Annotated in this window: 17 protein-coding genes and 1 pseudogene; 5 read left to right on the top strand and 13 right to left on the bottom strand. The window is 56.8% G+C overall.

The genetic code is table 11. The features are described from left to right. Together IVA92_RS07765 and IVA92_RS07760 are read left to right on the top strand one after the other, a co-directional pair. Positions 1–160 (top strand): IS3 family transposase (locus IVA92_RS07765; RefSeq protein WP_247534173.1); only part of this gene is annotated, 160 nt, incomplete at its 5' end. A gap of 119 nt (positions 161–279) precedes the next feature. Beyond that, the gene (locus IVA92_RS07760) at positions 280–1131 is read left to right on the top strand and encodes an IS110 family transposase (RefSeq protein ID WP_346658116.1); all 852 of its coding nucleotides are present in this window, start codon (positions 280–282) and stop codon (positions 1129–1131) included. On the opposite strand, the gene IVA92_RS35950 is transcribed toward IVA92_RS07760, so the two are convergent. The 10 genes and pseudogenes from IVA92_RS35950 to IVA92_RS07715 form a co-directional block, all read right to left on the bottom strand. Then, positions 1101–1520: a hypothetical protein gene (locus IVA92_RS35950; RefSeq protein ID WP_346658115.1), complete on the bottom strand. Its 420-nt coding sequence runs from the start codon at positions 1518–1520 to the stop codon at positions 1101–1103. The genes IVA92_RS07760 and IVA92_RS35950 overlap by 31 nt on opposite strands. Continuing rightward, positions 1495–1827, bottom strand: a complete 333-nt coding sequence (locus IVA92_RS07755) for a transposase (RefSeq protein WP_247275902.1) — start codon at positions 1825–1827, stop codon at positions 1495–1497. Before IVA92_RS07755 ends, IVA92_RS35950 begins: the two co-directional genes overlap by 26 nt. Positions 1828–2069: 242 nt before the next feature. Next, positions 2070–2864 carry a hypothetical protein gene (locus IVA92_RS07750; protein WP_247275901.1) on the bottom strand — a complete coding sequence of 265 codons (795 nt, stop codon included), beginning with the start codon at positions 2862–2864 and terminating at the stop codon, positions 2070–2072. A 31-nt stretch (positions 2865–2895) separates the two neighbouring features. Further along, positions 2896–3384, bottom strand: a complete 489-nt coding sequence (locus tag IVA92_RS07745; protein ID WP_247275900.1) for a cupin domain-containing protein — start codon at positions 3382–3384, stop codon at positions 2896–2898. A gap of 1498 nt (positions 3385–4882) precedes the next feature. After that, complete coding sequence (locus IVA92_RS07740) at positions 4883–5956, bottom strand: ABC transporter ATP-binding protein (RefSeq protein WP_247275899.1); 1074 nt, start codon at positions 5954–5956, stop codon at positions 4883–4885. A gap of 81 nt (positions 5957–6037) precedes the next feature. Further along, the gene (locus IVA92_RS07735; protein WP_247275898.1) at positions 6038–7804 is read right to left on the bottom strand and encodes an ABC transporter permease subunit; all 1767 of its coding nucleotides are present in this window, start codon (positions 7802–7804) and stop codon (positions 6038–6040) included. Further along, positions 7789–8928, bottom strand: coding sequence for an ABC transporter substrate-binding protein (locus IVA92_RS07730; protein ID WP_247275897.1), 1140 nt, complete (start codon positions 8926–8928; stop codon positions 7789–7791). The genes IVA92_RS07735 and IVA92_RS07730 overlap by 16 nt, the downstream gene beginning before the upstream one ends. 807 nt (positions 8929–9735) lie before the next feature. Continuing rightward, positions 9736–9897 (bottom strand): hypothetical protein, encoded by a 162-nt coding sequence (locus IVA92_RS07725; protein WP_247275896.1) that lies wholly within the window; start codon positions 9895–9897, stop codon positions 9736–9738. An 11-nt stretch (positions 9898–9908) separates the two neighbouring features. Beyond that, positions 9909–10103: pseudogene (locus IVA92_RS07720) on the bottom strand (IS110 family transposase); the annotation flags it as partial. A 244-nt stretch (positions 10104–10347) separates the two neighbouring features. Then, the gene (locus tag IVA92_RS07715) at positions 10348–10674 is read right to left on the bottom strand and encodes a hypothetical protein (RefSeq protein ID WP_247275895.1); all 327 of its coding nucleotides are present in this window, start codon (positions 10672–10674) and stop codon (positions 10348–10350) included. Positions 10675–11000: 326 nt separating this feature from the next. Between IVA92_RS07715 and IVA92_RS35650 the strand changes: the two genes are divergently transcribed. Next, positions 11001–11234 (top strand): transposase, encoded by a 234-nt coding sequence (locus IVA92_RS35650; RefSeq protein WP_346658114.1) that lies wholly within the window; start codon positions 11001–11003, stop codon positions 11232–11234. Continuing rightward, positions 11218–11430 (top strand): transposase, encoded by a 213-nt coding sequence (locus IVA92_RS35645; RefSeq protein WP_253075216.1) that lies wholly within the window; start codon positions 11218–11220, stop codon positions 11428–11430. Before IVA92_RS35650 ends, IVA92_RS35645 begins: the two co-directional genes overlap by 17 nt. A gap of 228 nt (positions 11431–11658) precedes the next feature. On the opposite strand, the gene IVA92_RS07705 is transcribed toward IVA92_RS35645, so the two are convergent. The 3 genes from IVA92_RS07705 to IVA92_RS07695 form a co-directional block, all read right to left on the bottom strand. After that, positions 11659–12780, bottom strand: a complete 1122-nt coding sequence (locus IVA92_RS07705) for an ABC transporter permease (protein ID WP_247275894.1) — start codon at positions 12778–12780, stop codon at positions 11659–11661. A 385-nt stretch (positions 12781–13165) separates the two neighbouring features. Next, entirely contained in the window at positions 13166–14566 is a 1401-nt protein-coding gene (locus tag IVA92_RS07700; RefSeq protein ID WP_247275893.1) for an aminotransferase, read from the bottom strand. Between the two features lie 10 nt (positions 14567–14576). After that, the gene (locus IVA92_RS07695; RefSeq protein WP_247275903.1) at positions 14577–16055 is read right to left on the bottom strand and encodes an NAD-dependent succinate-semialdehyde dehydrogenase; all 1479 of its coding nucleotides are present in this window, start codon (positions 16053–16055) and stop codon (positions 14577–14579) included. A 187-nt stretch (positions 16056–16242) separates the two neighbouring features. On the opposite strand from IVA92_RS07695, the gene IVA92_RS07690 reads away from it, so the two are divergent. Beyond that, the gene (locus IVA92_RS07690; protein ID WP_247275892.1) at positions 16243–16719 is read left to right on the top strand and encodes an Lrp/AsnC family transcriptional regulator; all 477 of its coding nucleotides are present in this window, start codon (positions 16243–16245) and stop codon (positions 16717–16719) included. Positions 16720–17514: the final 795 nt, after the last annotated feature.

Here is a 17514-nt window from a genome sequence, read left to right as displayed (position 1 = left end):
CAAGACTGAACGGACCGCCAACAAGATCTACCGAACCAGAGACGAGGCACGAGCCGATGTGTTCGACTATATCGAAAGATTTTATAACACGATCCGCAGGCACTCGACCATCGGGTATCTCAGCCCGGTTGAGTTCGAGCGCAAGGTGGGATTAGCTTAACCTGGTGTCCATCAAACCGGCAGCAGCTCACATGGCGTAATCGCGGCTGACCGCTTCTCGAAGGCTCGAGATCCAGTAGGATGATCTGCCTCGGTGGATTATCGAAAGGAAGCAAACTCATGAAGCAGTATGTCGGTTTGGACATCTCTATGGAAGAGACCAGCATTTGCGTTTTAGACCACGACGGCGGCGTGACATTCGAGGGTAACGTGCCCACCAATCCAGAGGCCATCGCTAAACTCTTGCGGCGGCATGCCGGCAATGCTGAGCGAATCGTTTTTGAAACCGGCGCGCTTTCCAATTGGCTTTGGCACCAGCTCAGGTCGCTGGGCTTTCCAGTTATTTGCCTTGACGCGCGTCATGCCCACGCAGCGCTATCGATGCGCATTAACAAGTCGGACCAGAACGATGCCAAGGGATTGGCCGAAATGGCCCGCATGGGATGGTACCGGGAAGCTGCCGTGAAGGGGGCGGAGAACTGGAAAACCCGTTCGATGCTGGCGGCTCGAACCAAGCTGGTGAATTTGCGGCGCGACCTCGACAACCAGATGCGTGGTCTCTGCAAGGGGGTGGGAAAAGTACTCGGCAGGGCTGGTTCGACCAACCTGGCTCGCAAAGTCAACGCCGTGCTTGCTAACGCGCCGGATTTGCAAGGTATCTTCGCGCCGCTACTCCTTGCCCAGTCCTGCCTGACCGAGCAAATCGAGAAGTTTGATCGGCAACTCCTGGCCATGGCAAAACGCGACCAAACTGTCCAGCGAATGCTGACCGTTCCAGGCATTGGTCCCCTGACTGCCCTGTCCTTTGTTGTTACTATCGACGACCCCACTCGCTTCAGACATTCGGCCGACGTTGGCGCCTATCTCGGCTTGACACCAAGACGTTATCAATCCGGTGAAATCGATCGCACTGGCCGCATCTCCCGCCACCAGGTTCGAACTTATTTGTTCGAGGCCGCGAACTCCTCCTGACCGTTGTCCGGCGCGGTTCTGCGCTCAAGCGCTGGGGCAACAAACTGGCCAAACGTATCGGCGCCAAAAAGGCCAAGGTCGCTCTCGCGCGCAAAATGGCTGTCATCCTCCATGCCATCTGGACCGATGGCACCGAGTTCCAGGGGGAGATGCGCGCCGCATGATCCAGTCTTAGACGAATCCAGATCCGCCTCGGCGGAACATGCGTCCCTGCCGGGACGAAGGTGTTGGCAATCTCGAAGTCGCCCCTGCGGGCGGTAACGCACCGCGCTCTTAACATCGAGATGCCGCACTTCTTGAACGCCATCATGCGGCGCTCCTGCATAGAGACGACCGCGGAAAGAACCATGAACCGGCAGCGGATCATTTTTGTCGATCGGGGTTGACACCGTGCCCGCGATTAAAGAACGGACGACTTCTTAAAATGTCGCGCTCCATCCGCAGCTTGTTTTCCCGCTGCAAACGCGCAATGACGCCAGCCTGGCCCGCCGACGGCGGCGCCGCCTGCGATGTGGGCGCCACGGCGCCGCCGTCGGCTCGCACCGCGCCCCGCTCCGCCACCCACCGGCTCAGCACGGAGCCGTCCAGCCCGAGCACCTTCGATACCGACTTCGCCGAGCGGCCGCTCGACAAAACCAGATCAACTGCGTGCCGCTTGCACTCGTCCGAATAGGACCGTCGCTGCCGCTTCGCCATCTGACACCTCTCACTTTCCTAAGCTATAGGTGTCCACCGATTTAGGGGAGGCTCAGGAGGCTTGTCGGCCTAGCCTGAATGGCTATGCTTATAGTCACTCAGAACCGGCAACCTCTTGAGCAGACCGAAAGGCCGCGCAACCTCCGTGTGACGCAACCCCGCGATCCCCGCTTCAATATCGAAGCGGGCCATCACTAATACGGCATGAACCGCTCGTAAAAGATGCCTTAGCCCTGCTTTCTTCAGCTGACTTCCTTCCAATTAATTGGGTATAGTGCAGAAAATATCTTAGCCTTCTCGCCTTCGTACTTAAACTGAGTTCCTTTGGGAATTCGAATCACATCTCCGAACCCGGCCTCTATGATCTGGCTGTAGTTCTCACCTGCGCGGATTCGGAATATTCCTTCAAGGACTACTATCGCCTGATCATAGTGCGCGGTCCATTCGTAGGAACATCCATCAAGAGTATTGATCACGGCGCCTAAGTACTTGCTGATGCCGTTTTCAGGTGTGAGGATTCGGCAGCGAGCCATGTGTCCTACTGTATTATCTTCATTTTTGGCAAAGACCATGTCTTTGCTCTGGAAGATTCGCACCTGATTTGCCGCCTCCGTCGGAATGGGCTTACTGCGGGTGCGGTAATCAACGGGATAGCACGTATAGAAAATGCTACCCTTCTCGCCCTGGTACTTCACTTTAGAACCTTTGGGAATCCAAACCACGTCACCTAGCCTGGCTTCAACTACACGATCGTAGTCGTCGCCATAGATGATACGCACGGTGCCACCAAGGCAGACAAACACCTCGTCGATTTTCAGCGTTGTCGGAATCGAGCAGCCGTCGTAAGTAGTGATGCCTGCGATGATAGTGTCACTGTTGTCCGCGGTTAAGAGCCGACAGGCGGAAAAATGTCCGCCAGCGTGGATATTACCCACTGTCCACGTCATATCATGAACCTTTATATCCTGGCGCAATTCCCGCGGGGTAGCCTTGGAGCAGCTGAAATAAAGTACTTCCGAATTCCTTGATTTCGTCACGTCTTCACCTTTCGTGCATAGGAGGGGGCGGTCATCGCTTTACGTGAATTGGCTCCTCACCGGGTATAATGTAGATAGACTCATCAGGCCATTCCTGAACACGGCCGATGGTCATGACGTATCGAGCATCGCCTTGACCTGTATTACGGTAGTCCACTCCCATGCCACGTGGAACTAGAAGAGTGTCATGTTTTGCAAGTTGAAAGTACTGCAACTTGTCGGGACCAGGACCAACCCCCCACTCCATCTCCCCTTCGATCACAAACACGAGGAGTTCGAGCGGATTTGATATGTGGAAGGGTCGCGCTTGCCCAAAGGGCAAGTAGTAGGACAAGAATTTAAAGTTCGCGCCAACGATAGTGGCACCAGTAGATGTTCCGTACCAGCCCAGTTTGTCACTAAAAGGCAGTGATGCACCGCTATAAGGCCCCGACGGGTCGCGCCAATTCACATCTCGCTCGTTCCATTTGATGCAGAACGGCAGATCTTTCACTTCAATTAGCCTAGCGGGGTTCTTCATGCCAACACCTCCAAATTTGTCTCTAATTCATGACGAACGGTCGGCCAACCATCGGGTGACACTGATCGACGACCACCCGGAAATTCTCCCCTTTGCAGTTTGGCACTCCAAATACCCCAAAAGAAGCTGCACAAGAGGCACCGCAAAGGAATATACTTCCTGGCAGCAGCGAACCGCTCGTTCGTACCTATTCAAGTCAGTCCGCCGATCTCAGTCACATGGCGGCCCTCGTCTCAACGAGCCTGCTGATTGCCCTTTTGCCCGCCAGGCCAACCACCGCTCCTGGAAATAATCAGAGTTGCCTCTTAAGCGTCGGCTCGCGCCACGAAGCGACCGCCCCCGGAATCCTGTGTCGTCATGGCACTCCCTCATTCTAGCGCGAACTTCTTTCATGCTTTTGGAGTGGGATGAGAGTTACATGATTTTGCAGAGCTGATCCCGGCGGAAGCGATCGAAAATCGAGGAGTAACGGCGAAATGTCGCCTGGTGGCGCAGATTATCTGTGTTTGTAGCACAATCGCTCATTCGGATCCGCCGGGCAGGTCCGACCTGCTAGTGAGTTTTCTTCCCCTTGCGTTTAGCGGAAAAGTATGGTGCGTCGAAGCGGCAAGTCCTCTTTAGCTGCAATACACCGAAGCCGAGATAGATGAGTCGCTCAGCGCGCGTGCCGGCGAACAGCACAGAAAACCAGGTTCGGTCGCCGCTGTCTCAGAGTGGGGTTGATGGCCAGATTGATGGAACCGCACATCTTCTCTGACGGGCGCACAGTTGCCTTCGGTTTTCGCTACCTAACGATTGGTACTTCGCAACGCGCTTGAGAGATGGGTCGGGCGAAGGGAGCGGACCAAGATCATTGATAATCGCGCCTCAGGAGGTGGGAGCCAAGACTTGGCTCCGCCGCCGAGCCGAGTTGGAGGCGATCTAGTTCAGGAACAAAATAGTATCAGTCCAACGAACGCAAGATTAACGAGCGCGCCGACCAACGCCCATGCGCGAATAGCCCTGGGGGACAGCCCCCTGTCATCGCGCGACGTGGGTATCCATAGTGGCTGCATCCGCATGCATCTAGTGTGGAGGTGATGACATTCAAGTCATTACTGAACAATGGTGCGCTCCAGCGCAGCAGTAAAAAGTAAGGCCGCCTTCGTCAGGCGGCCTGTTTCGCCAAATACTGACGTCGTGATGCTCCGATACCCGGGGACTTGGTATTCCGGAAATCAGAGAGAATCCTTTCGCGAGGCCCAACGCCTAACAAGCGGAACCAAGTTCTCAACCTTTGCAGCCGGTAGTACTTGCTTCATCACGGCCGCAGGATGCCGCAATATGTCGGCTCACTCGCTGCTCGACCGCCTCAGAGGGATGGCAAGGAACGAATCGGCTTTCGCTACGTGCCGTCCGATTTCTTGGCGTCCGTCGCCACAATAGTGCGACCCTGCGGGAAACGCTCATTCGAAGGGGTAAGGGCGTTGTAATCGTGGGTTTTCGACGACACGGTTTCCTAATTCGTCAGAATTGTTGCGTCGGCTGGGTCCCACGATGCGAGACGGGCATCGCCGATGTCGGGGATTGCGAGATCTGATAGGTTGAGAACCTTTGACGTAAGCTTGAGACCGGAATCGCTGCGGAATTCGAGGACGGTCGCATCTCCAATGAATGTCATATCGACGATGCGTCCCTGAATTCCACCGGAGGTCCCGGCGGCTGTCAGGTTGAGACGCAAATGTTCGGGCCGCACGCAAAGCGTCGCATCCCGGTCGGCGTCAGGCCACTGCGCTGCCGGCAATTTCTCGCCGGCGGGGCCCCGAATGATACCGGATCTGATGCTGACAGGAATAAGATTGACCTCACCAACGAACCCTGCCACGAACAAGTCGGCCGGCCTGCGATAGATGTCATGCGGTGTAGAAACCTGTCGTATCCGGCCATCGTGCATCACTGCGACCCGATCGGACATGGCGAGCGCCTCATCCTGATCGTGCGTGACGTAGATCATCGTCTTGCCAACCTCCTTGTGCAGGGCCTTGATCTCGTTCCTGAGATGCTGGCGCAACTTCCTGTCTAGCGCGCCCAAAGGTTCATCAAGAAGAAGAACGGGCGGATCGAAAACCAGCGCCCGGGCTATCGCTACTCTCTGCTGCTGACCGCCGGACATTTGATGTGGATAGCGTGAGGCCAGGGCACCGAGGTGTACCTGATCCAGGACGCGGTGCACGCGGGTTTCGAGCTCCGACTTAACCATACGCCGCATACGAAGCGGATACGCCACGTTCTCGGCGACCGTCATGTGCGGGAAGAGCGCATAGTTCTGGAAAATCACACCGAGCTCGCGACGGTGGGGCGGCAGGCGCGTGATGTCCTGATCATCCAACTGAACCCGACCGCTGTCCGGCATCTCAAAACCAGCGATCATCATCAGAGTTGTCGTCTTTCCCGATCCGCTGGGCCCCAGAAACGAAATGAACTCTCCAGGCGATACGGAAAGATTGACATCGTCAACGGCCGTTGCGCCACCGTAACACTTTCGTAGATTATGCAGCGCAATGCCTCCAGCTTTCACATCAGTGCTGCTCAACCTAGCTCTCATCAACATTTTGGCTCCCTCGAGTAATTTGAGTAGTTGGGTCTCTCTTGACTTGTATGTCAAGTTCAGGCGTCAGGTTTTTCGGCGCTGCAGCAGGGCACCAACGACGATAACCACCGCCGCGAACACCATCTGCAACGTTGCTACGGCTGCAATGGTTGGATTGATGTCCTGCTTGATTCCCTCCCACATGCGCATCGGTAAGGTCGTGATCCTTCCGATGCCGAGGAATAGCACGTAGACGACATCGTCGAACGAGGTTAGGAACGCAAAGAAACTACCGACGATGAGGGCTGGCATGACAAGCGGCACAACGATTGTGCGGAAGGAGACAAGAGGGCTGGCACCAAGACTGCGGGCCGCGCGCTCGTACGTCGGATTGAGGTCGCGCAGATTGGCGACCACTATCACCACCACGTAGGGGATGGCGTGGACTGCGTGACCAAGTGCCAATCCGAACTCGGTGCCCTGAAGCCCCGCCCGCACCAGCACGAAATAGGTCGCGACCGCCACGACAATCGTCGGCATGATGATCGGCGAGAGCACGAGCGCAACCATCGCTTTGCGACCGGGGATGCGACCACGGGATAAGCCAAAGGCCAACATCCCGCCGAGCACGGTCGCCATGCCGGCCGCCATCAGGGCGACACGGATGCTAACGAACGTTGCGCGCAGCCACTGTGCATCAAAAAAATAGGCTTGGTAGTTGCGTAGCGAATAGCCTGGCACCGGGAAGACGAAATAGGACGAAGCGCTGAACGACGAATACGCGACGATCAGTACTGGCAGCAGGAGAAGCACTGCCAGGAAGCTTGCCAAGATCGGGATACTCCGACCTCCCATCGACGGTAGCCAGCGGTCGAGCGCATTTGCCACGGAGCCGACACGCATCAGCCAATGGGTTCCCATTTGTCGGCGGGCGACGGCTTGCGGGCCGAGCTTGTCATCGGAGAATCCCAACAGCTGCTCAACGGGGAAGAAGCGCGCGCCGATCCACAATATGGTCAGCACCGTCGTCAGGAGAACCATCGAGAGGGCCGAGCCAAAGTTCCAATTTAGCTGGTCTACGACCTGAGAGCTGATCTCCATCGTGATGGTGAGATCCGACAGGCCGCCGAGCAATGCCGGTGTGATATAGAAGCCGAGACAATAAATGAATGCTAGCAGTACCCCGGCCACGACGCCCGGCAGGCTGAGCGGCAGGAATATCGTGAGAAACGCGGCGAGCGGGCTCGCCCCGTTTGCCCTCGCCGCACGCAGCAGCTTTTGATCGATGCCGGACATAACCGTGACCATCGGCAGAATGACGAGCGGCATGATGATGTGGACCATACCGATGATCAGGCCGAAGCGGTTGTAGAGCATGGCGATCGGTTGGGACACCCAACCGAGCTCGAGTAGAATCTCGTTAACGACACCACTGCGGCCGAGAAGGACGACCCAGGCGAAGGTCCTTGCTAAAACACTAGTGAAATACGGCAACACAACCGCGACGAGCAGGAACGTGCGCAGCGTCGCTCCGCCTGTGGAGAGGGCGTAGGCGATGGGGTAGCCCAGCACAAAGGCGATCGCAGTTACCAAAACGCTGATCTCCAGCGTCGTCCGCAACACGGTTACATAGGCCGGGTTGTCACCGATGCGTAGGAAATTCGCCAGCGTCCAGTTTGGCATTCCAAATGAAAGCAGCAGAAGCTCAACGAGCGGCACGACAAAGAGCACCGCCAGGAAGATGCTTCCCGGCAACAGCAGCCAGGCCCACCCTGTGGGCTTGACTGCTGTCGAAGCCTGTGATGACCCCGGCCGGTCCTTGATTGCCGCGGAGCTCATTGTGCCCGCCATGCCAGCCAACGCTCCTGGAGGTGATCATTATTGGTCTTACCGTCCGGGCGTTTCGCCGCCATCCAGGCCGAATCTTCAGTGATCGTCTTAGACCTGTTCTCCGGGTTTATGTTGAGCAGCGGGACCATGTCGGCTGGCAGGTACTTGAGCTGATTTGTATTCGGTCCGGGCCAGCCGGTCCCGAACGTCCATCCGGCCGCAATCTGAGCGCGGTTCAAAAAGGCGATAAACTTCTGCCCGTTACCCGTGTTGGGGCCACCTTTCAGAACAGCTATCCAGGTATAATCCGTATACGCTCCATCCCAGACCATTTCGATCGGTGCGCCTTGGCGGATCGCGACTATCGAGCGGTTGTTGTATGCGCTCGCCGCCGCAAGTTCGCGGTTGATCAGGAGTTGAAGCGGTTCTCCGCCGGAACTCAACCACTTTTTGATATGTGGCTTGATCTCGTTGAGCTTTTCGAATGCGCGATCGACTTTGTCATCGGTGAGTGGCCAAATATCCTTGGGTGCGACACCCGAGGCGAGGAGCGCAAACTGAACGTTACCTTTAGCGACCTTAGCGGGAAGCCCCCGCGGTCCGGGAAACTTCTTGACGTCCCAGAAATCCACCCAGTTCTGCGGGCCGCCCTTCGGAAAGGCCCGCTTATCATAAGCAATCATCGTCGACGTCGTACCACCCACAACCACGTCTTTGAGACGAGCATCCGGCGGCGTGCCCTCGAGCGATTCTTGATCCCAAAGGCTGTAATCGATCGGCTCGAACATCCCGGCTTCACGCATTTCCGGATAGTTCTTAGCCTCCACAAAGGCCACGTCCCAGTCGACTCTGCCGGCACGGAACATCGCCTTGACCTGCGGTTCTGCGTAGTCGGCCACCACATCTACAATTTTTATTCCCGTCGCCTTCGTAAACGGATCAAAGACATATTTCCGAGCGCCGTCGGTGAAGGAGCCGCCATAGCTGAAAACCACAACTTCGCCACTGCCGGCGAGCTTCTCCTGCGCCCAGGCGGCCGTCGCTTTGGCAGCGAAAGGCAAGCTTAGAATGGCCGCCATTGACCGAAGTAGCGAGCGTCGGCTCAAGCCACCGCGTGAACGGCCTCTGAAATCTTGCTTGGTCATGACACGCTCCTCTGCTGAAGTAAGATTAAAGGCTTGGCCGCAATCTGGAATATCGTCGGGCTGCGCTTACCAGCCCGATTCGTAAAGCTCGCATAGTCGTGCCCGCTTGCTGCCATCTGATGATCAACACTCCAATCAGTGACGATCCTTTCGCAAGTTCGTTCTTGCTTGCTTAGTCGCTGGATACGGCAGATCATGGTTGGCTAATCGTTTCCGGGAAATTACATGGCTGACATAGCCCGCTGGGCAATCTTCGCCCGCCAGGAGCAGCCGAAGAACTTCAGCTTTTCTGCAACCAGCTCGGCGATCCAGTAGACATCGAAGTTGAACTCAGGATTACCACGGATGTCGCGAGGCCATTCTGTAGTTCGGCATGGACCTCTGCAAACCGATTCACGATGGGCACATCGTCTTTTCTCTTTAGGTTTAGGTTGCTCAGGTTGCGACTGCCATTGAGGCAGCCATCCAAGATGCGGAAGACGACCGCATGAGGCGACGGCGAGTACGAAGCAATGACTCGACCCAACACGTTCCGCAGTTGCGCGCTTGCTCGAGCTGTCAACGATCCTGACCCAACCGAAGTATTGTTCGAGGCGTCTGCACTTGGTCTAGCCGGTCGTATGGTTGTAATGGACCAACCACATGGCCACCAATATGGCTGCCGAACACGCACCCGTCAGCTGCCGCATAGCAAGACGCTCACCTCGCCCGAAACTCGCGCCAAAGCGGTATCTACGACAGCAAAAGTACCAATCACAAGGGCGGACGAGCGCGCCTGTGTGGCGCGTCTACGACCCACCAAATGGCTCATTGTTTTTCCTCATTCCTTGCGCTTTCATTCTGTGCCCTGCCGCCGGGACGTTTTATTCCTCGCGAAAATAGTACCCCGTCTTCAAGGTGAATTTCGTCAATGTAGAACCTCGTGCCGCCGAAATTCTGCGTCCTGCTGGAGAACGTGAAGGCTTTCATGTTGTTTCCCTCCGCATCGCCCATCCCTTCTTGCGGGCATAGGTGCGGCCGTGCTTGAGTATGAAGGCGCTCACCTGTGGGCGGTGGACCCGCAGCGCCTCAGCCGCCGCCGCTTGGGCGCGCGCGAGATCTCGTGTCGTTTGGTGGCTTTCATCGGGAACCCACACCGACGTCAGCTCGCTGGCGCGTAGCAGCCGGGCGACAGAACAGCGTTCGATTCCGACAAAATGCTCCCTTATAAGCGGCTCGTCGTCCCGTGATGAGGATCGGCTCGGTACGCCCGAGCACCCCTCGGACGCGCAGTGTAGGGCGAGCCACCTCACCGGAAGAGGCGAACATAAGGCCTTATATGCCATACTCGCCGCCGCCGGCTACGACTTCCGCCGTCTCTCCAGTGGCTCAGGTGCTTACTGCTCCTAATCCTTATTGCCTTCGGCCTCACCGTTCGATTCAGACAGGATTGAAAAGCTTCTTAATCACAAACGATCTACTTTCACGCCCATGACAAGCGCAAATGCAGTGCATCAAGCTTATCCTTCTTGGGCTAGTGCAGGCGTCCAGCCATGCGGCGGCTAACAGTCGGGCGCCGTCTTTTTTGCTGCGCGCGAGCTGCACAGCAATCAGAAGGCCGTTCGGTGCCATCCCTGCCGGTAGGTCACGCAGCAGACGCAGCATAGTGCAGATCTGGTTGAAGCTCGCGTCCCGCGCCGATTGCAGCCCTTCAGGCGCCTCGCCGATGGCCGGTGGGGTGAGCAGCAGATCATGCGCTGCGAACAAGTCGTCGATCCGCGCGGGCCTTCAGGGCGTATCGCGCCGCGCTCGCGCGGCGACTTCGAGGCCCAAGCGGCCCTTTCGTTAGGCCCAATGATGTGGTCAAAGGTGATGCTCGGCATCGCCTTGTAGCACAGGAAACTCCACGTGCTGGCATTGCCGACGCTCCCTGGGATGAAGGGTCGGTTGAAGGGATCGCGGGCACGATCGAGTAGCAAGATACCCACTGGAGCACCGTAAAACTGCGCTTTCGGCTTACACAAAGGGATCCGCAGCTTACCTTTGGGATGAGCAGAATCGATCTTCGTGATACTCACGTCAGCTATTGACCCGTGGGCACCGATCTCATCGAAAGCGTTGCGGATTATCTGCCGGAGACCTGCGATCAACGCTGCATGGTGCATTTTTATAGCAATGTCTTCAGCCACGTTCCGTCGACTCGGGTCCGCGAGGTGAGCCACATGCTCAAGGCCATTCAAGCCCAGGAGAGTAGCGCCGCGGCCGTCAAGAAAGCCGGGACCGTCATCGCGGATCTGCGGGGCAAGCCGGATGGCCAAAGCTGCTGATCTCGTCGAGCAGGCGGTTCATGAGACGCCCGCGTACTATGCCTTTCCGGACGTCCCTTGGCGGAAGATTCGAAGGAACAATCCGCTCGAGCGCATCATGAAGGAGATCCGGCGACGAACCCGTGTCGTCAGCGCCCTCCCGACGGTCAATCCTGCTCAATTTGGCGGGCGGCACCGCCGCTGGTCGAGACGTTGATGGCTGTCAGCCAGGACATGCTAATTAGAAGAGCAAGTAGCGGTGCCACACTTCTTCACAGACGCCAGATGCAAGATGTACTTCACGGCCGCAGGATGCCGCAATATGGTCGGCTCATTCGCTGCTCGACCGCTTCAGAGGGATGGCAAGGAACGAATCGACTTTTGCTACGTGCCGTCCGATTTCTCGGCGTCAGTCGCCACAATAGTGCGACCCTGCGGGAAACGCTCATTCGAAGGGGTGCGAGCTTTGTAATCGTGGGTTTTCGACGACAAGGTTTCCTAATTCGTCAGAATTGTTGCGTCGGCTGGGTCCCAAGACGCGACACGGGCATCGCGTCTGATAGGTTGAGAACCTTTGACGCCAGCGGTCGAGCGCATTTGCCACGGAGCCGACACGCATCAGCCAATGGGTTCCCATTTGTCGGCGGGCGACGGCTTGCGGGCCGAGCTTGTCATCGGAGAATCCCAACAGCTGCTCAACGGGGAAGAAGCGCGCGCCGATCCACAATATGGTCAGCACCGTCGTCAGGAGAACCATCGAGAGGGCCGAGCCAAAGTTCCAATTTAGCTGGTCTACGACCTGAGAGCTGATCTCCATCGTGATGGTGAGATCCGACAGGCCGCCGAGCAATGCCGGTGTGATATAGAAGCCGAGACAATAAATGAATGCTAGCAGTACCCCGGCCACGACGCCCGGCAGGCTGAGCGGCAGGAATATCGTGAGAAACGCGGCGAGCGGGCTCGCCCCGTTTGCCCTCGCCGCACGCAGCAGCTTTTGATCGATGCCGGACATAACCGTGACCATCGGCAGAATGACGAGCGGCATGATGATGTGGACCATACCGATGATCAGGCCGAAGCGGTTGTAGAGCATGGCGATCGGTTGGGACACCCAACCGAGCTCGAGTAGAATCTCGTTAACGACACCACTGCGGCCGAGAAGGACGACCCAGGCGAAGGTCCTTGCTAAAACACTAGTGAAATACGGCAACACAACCGCGACGAGCAGGAACGTGCGCAGCGTCGCTCCGCCTGTGGAGAGGGCGTAGGCGATGGGGTAGCCCAGCACAAAGGCGATCGCAGTTACCAAAACGCTGATCTCCAGCGTCGTCCGCAACACGGTTACATAGGCCGGGTTGTCACCGATGCGTAGGAAATTCGCCAGCGTCCAGTTTGGCATTCCAAATGAAAGCAGCAGAAGCTCAACGAGCGGCACGACAAAGAGCACCGCCAGGAAGATGCTTCCCGGCAACAGCAGCCAGGCCCACCCTGTGGGCTTGACTGCTGTCGAAGCCTGTGATGACCCCGGCCGGTCCTTGATTGCCGCGGAGCTCATTGTGCCCGCCATGCCAGCCAACGCTCCTGGAGGTGATCATTATTGGTCTTACCGTCCGGGCGTTTCGCCGCCATCCAGGCCGAATCTTCAGTGATCGTCTTAGACCTGTTCTCCGGGTTTATGTTGAGCAGCGGGACCATGTCGGCTGGCAGGTACTTGGCGGTTTCGTTTCCAACGATATAGACGCTAGATTTGATTTCCCGCTGAAAACCGCTGTCCTCAGCATCAACACGTTTGTCTGGTCACGTCCATGAGTCTGACGAGTATTCGCTGCGACATAGCCCGCTTCGGAATTCGGGCGCACCTCGAATGTTGGGTCAGCTCCGAAATCAACTTTCGCCCGGCCCTATGGGCTGCGCGGCAGTATCCTCTTACTGCCATCTGTTTGTTCAACGCTTTAAGCAGTTGAAGATCGTTTCGTGAGCTCGTCCATCACTTGCTTGGTCGCTCGATACGCCAGATCAACGATCTCATCAATCTCGGCTTCGGAAACAACGAGAGGCGGGGCAAAACCAAGAATATCTCCATGCGGCATTGCTCGTACAATAAGCCCCCTATCACGAGCAGCCTTTGATATGCGCGCGCCCACTTGGAGCTGGGGATCAAATCGCCGCTTCGTCTGGCGATCCGCAACGAACTCGATGGCACCAAGTAATCCCACACCGCGCACCTCTCCCACGATTTCTAACTGCGCAAATCGTTCTTTGAGTCGCCTCTGGAAGTGCGAGCCAACGATCCTCGCGCGCTCGCTTAGTTGTTCCTTCTCAACAATATCGAGGACTGCATTGGCAGCGGCGGCCGCAATCGGATGGCCGGAATAGGTATACCCATGCGAAAATGCACCGACTCGATCGGCTGCCTCCTCGATAACCGCGTAGACCCTCTCACCAACGATGGCTGCGGAAAGCGGTACGTAGCCGGATGTCAGGCCTTTGGCGACTGTTACCAGATCCGGCTCAATCCCGTATAGCGAGCAGCCGAAGTCAGCGCCGGTTCGACCGAATCCACAAATGACCTCGTCGGCGATCAGAAGAACGTCGTGACGCCTGAGCACGGCCTGAATCTCACGCCAGTAGCCGGTAGGAGGCGGTGTAATACCCCCCGTACCCAGCACCGGCTCAGCAATAAAGGCGCCGATGGTTTCAGATCCCTCACGCACGATCAGCTCTTCAAGCTCGGCCGCACGCCGACGAGAAAAGGACTCTTCCGTTTCGTCTGGCTCAGCACCCCAATAGTGATGCGGCGCGCCTGTGTGTATGATGCCGGGAAAGGGAAGGTCCATGTGATCATGGTAGAACGACATACCAGTCATCGAACCCGAAATGACTGAGCAGCCGTGGTAGCCGCGCTCGCGCGAGATAATCTTCTTCTTCTTAGGCAGACCACGCAGGTTGTTGTAATACCAGACAAGTTTCGCTTGCGTTTCATTAGCGTCTGATCCGGACAAACCAAAGAATACTTTGCTCGGCTTGCCGGGCGTCAATCGCACGAGACGATCCGACAGGATGGCCAGCTCTTCAGTCGTATGTGCCGCATACGTGTGATAGTAGGCAAGCTTGTAGGCCTGCCGCGCGATGGCCTCCGCCACTTCGGTCCGGCCATATCCAATGTTTACACAGTAGAGGCCAGCAAATCCGTCGACATAACTACGTCCCTGCGCGTCTTCAATGCGGATACCTTTTCCCCCAGCAACGATCGTCGGATCGCCAAGCTTACCAGACGCAAAGTCCTTAAGCTGGGTGAAGGGATGCAGGACACTCGAACGATCTCGCTCAGCGATGGCCTTGATATCAATCATTCTCATTCTCCTAGTCCGCCAAATCGCCGAAGCAGACGTATTTCAGTTCCATGTACTCCGTTAAGCCGTGCCGCGACCCCTCGCGACCGAGCCCGGATTGCTTCCACCCCCCAAACGGGATGGGAGGGCCCGTGAATGACGCTGTATTGATACCGACCATGCCACACTCGATTTTCTCAGAAAGTCGGAGCGCACGACGCAGACTGTCTGTGTAGACGTACCCAGCCAGCCCCATTTCGTTCGCATTAGCTCGAGCGACGACCTCTTCCTCAGAATCGAACGGCAGTACGGCAGCTACAGGCCCAAATGTCTCCTCACGCGCAATAAGCATCTCTTCGGTGACCTCGCTAAGAAGCGTCGGAAGAACGAAGTTCGAGCGCAGGCTTTCGTGTTGCTTCGCGGAAATAACCCGAGCGCCCTTTGCTGCCGCATCGTCGATTTGGGCCCTACACTTGTCGGCCACCGAAAGCTTTGTCATAGGCCCGATATCTGTCGCAGGATCCAGGCCGTGCCCGACCTTGAGTTGAGCCGCTGCCGCAGCAAACGCCTCGACGAAGGCACTATAGATGCCTCTTTGCACGTAGATGCGATTAGCGGCCAGACAATCTTGACCCGATGTAGCAAACTTTGCCGCCATTGCCCCCTTGACTGCCTTGTCAACATCGACATCATCGAAGATGATGAAAGGCGCATGCCCCCCAAGTTCGAGCGACACCTTCTTCACTGTCTGCGCAGCGCCCTCCAGGAGCAAACGGCCAACTTGGGTAGACCCCGTGAACGAAAGCGCCCGTATTCTTGGATCGCGCAACAGAGGCGCTGAAAGTTCAATCGGACAACCAACGAGCACCTGCAAAGCGCCGGGCGGAACCCCGGCTTCTACAGCTAACCTGGCAACGGCGAGAGCAGACAGAGGAGTCTCCGGAGCAGGCTTCACGATGATCGGGCAACCGGCTGCAAGGGCAGCCCCCGCCTTTCGTGTAATCATGGCAACCGGGAAATTCCACGGAGTGATCGCTGCCGCGACTCCGATTGGCTGCATTCGCACCTGAAGTAGACTTCCGAGCTTGTGACTAGGGATCGTCTCTCCATAAGCGCGCTCACCCTCTTCTGCAAACCACTGCAAAAATCCAGCGCCGTACGCGATCTCGTGGCGCGCCTCGGCAAGCGGCTTGCCCTGCTCACACGTCACCAGGACGGCGAGTTCTTCCGAATGGTCGAGCATCAATGATGCCCACGACCTGAGGATGCCCCCGCGCCTTGCCGGCAAAAGCTCACGCCAGGCGGGAAAAGATCGCTCAGCCGCCGCGATCGCCAGATTCATGTCCGCAGCACCGCAACGGGCAACATCCGCGATCTCTTCACCAGTAGCTGGATCGACCACCACTTCCTTTTGTTCGCTCGCAATCCAGCAACCGTCGATCAGCGCGCCCCCAGCTACAAAATCTCGGCGCCGCAAACTTTGCAGATGCTTACTAGCCAGACCGACCAAGTGCGGAGTTTTGGATCGAGCAGTTGCAAAAACCACTTGAGAGTCCCGCGTCGTCATTTGTTGAAATTACCCCTACATTCAGGATACGTTCGCCCCGAAGTTGATTTGCGTCGCATTTCCTGGCGGCAGGAAGTTTTCCTGCATTGGGCAGGAATTTCGCAACGGAATTCATCAGCAGGAGCCGCTTATGCACTACGACCGAATAGATGCGCGCATTCTAGAGATCGTGCAAAAGAATAACCGTCTAACTTCAGAGACGATCGGCGAACTAGCCGGGCTTTCTGCGACCGCATGTCAGCGACGACTGAAGAGGCTGCGTTCGGAAGGCATCATCGAGGCTGATGTCTCGATTGTTTCCCCTAGGGCGGTAGGAAGGCCAATTCAGATGCTCGTGCTAGTGACTTTGGAGCGGGAGCGCTCAGACATAATCGATAAGTTCAAGAAGGCCATCAAATTGTCAGTTGACGTGGTCAATGGATTTTACGTTACCGGCGAAGCTGACTTTGTCCTGTACGTCACGGCTCGCACCATGGAAGACTATGAGCAGTTCACTCGGCGATTTTTCTATGAGAACTCCGACATCAAGGGGTTCAAGACAATGGTAATAATGGACCGAGTGAAAGCAGGTTTTTCCATTCCAGTAGATGCTCCGTCCGAGCCTTGAGGCGGGGTGCCTCACCCAAGGATCCATGTGCTTACGCGTTCTTTGTCGGCTCACTTCGCGCAGCACAAGAAATACCACTACGGTTCGCAACTCTATTGTTTAGCCAACGAACTTCTTTCAGGTGCCGCCGCTCATACAGATTATTAGACTAACGAATGGCGCAGTCGGGCTCATTTCGCGCTCTCATGCGCGAACTAGTCCCCTACGGATACAAGGTTCGACGTCGATCACTGGTCTGTCGCAGCTGCGCAGGGCTTGAGCGCAAAGCCAGATGGCGCCCTCCCAGATAATAATCTGATAGAGGCATGACACTGGTTGCTCATCGCGCTCTCCGAGATGTCGAAACGCGCGGAGGTAAAAGGTACTCTACAGTAATTCGAACGATCCGAGACTACTCTCTTGCGGCCCTCGGTGAGGCTTGTCCAATCAATCTACCGGCACTTCCTACCAGACTCTTTCATAAAACTGAGCAATGTTAAGCCGGTCATCGAGATCATTGGCGCGGTGAGCTGGTCCCGGTTGTCTGAACAGAAACTCCGCATCGATAAGTGGAGCCTCTGCCGGGTTTAGGCTGCCGTGCGGAGCGGCAGCAAGATGAAGTAGGCTTGATCCGGTGTGGTGTCGCCAAGGCTCGAATGTGGACGGCGGCAATTGTACAACAAGGCTTGAGAACGCCCACGGGACCGTATGCCGTGGGGTTCTGTACCGGCATCACCCTTGGGCAAGCCGCGAGGTTTTCGTCCATGGTGTGATAGACAAGGCGGACGGCGTTGTTTTCCGCTGCACGCTGGATGG

The sequence above is a fragment of the Bradyrhizobium sp. 154 genome, assembly GCF_023073875.1.
Taxonomy (GTDB): domain Bacteria; phylum Pseudomonadota; class Alphaproteobacteria; order Rhizobiales; family Xanthobacteraceae; genus Bradyrhizobium.
The sequence above is the reverse complement of the archived record's forward strand: the minus strand, read 5'-3'. Positions and strand labels throughout refer to the sequence as shown.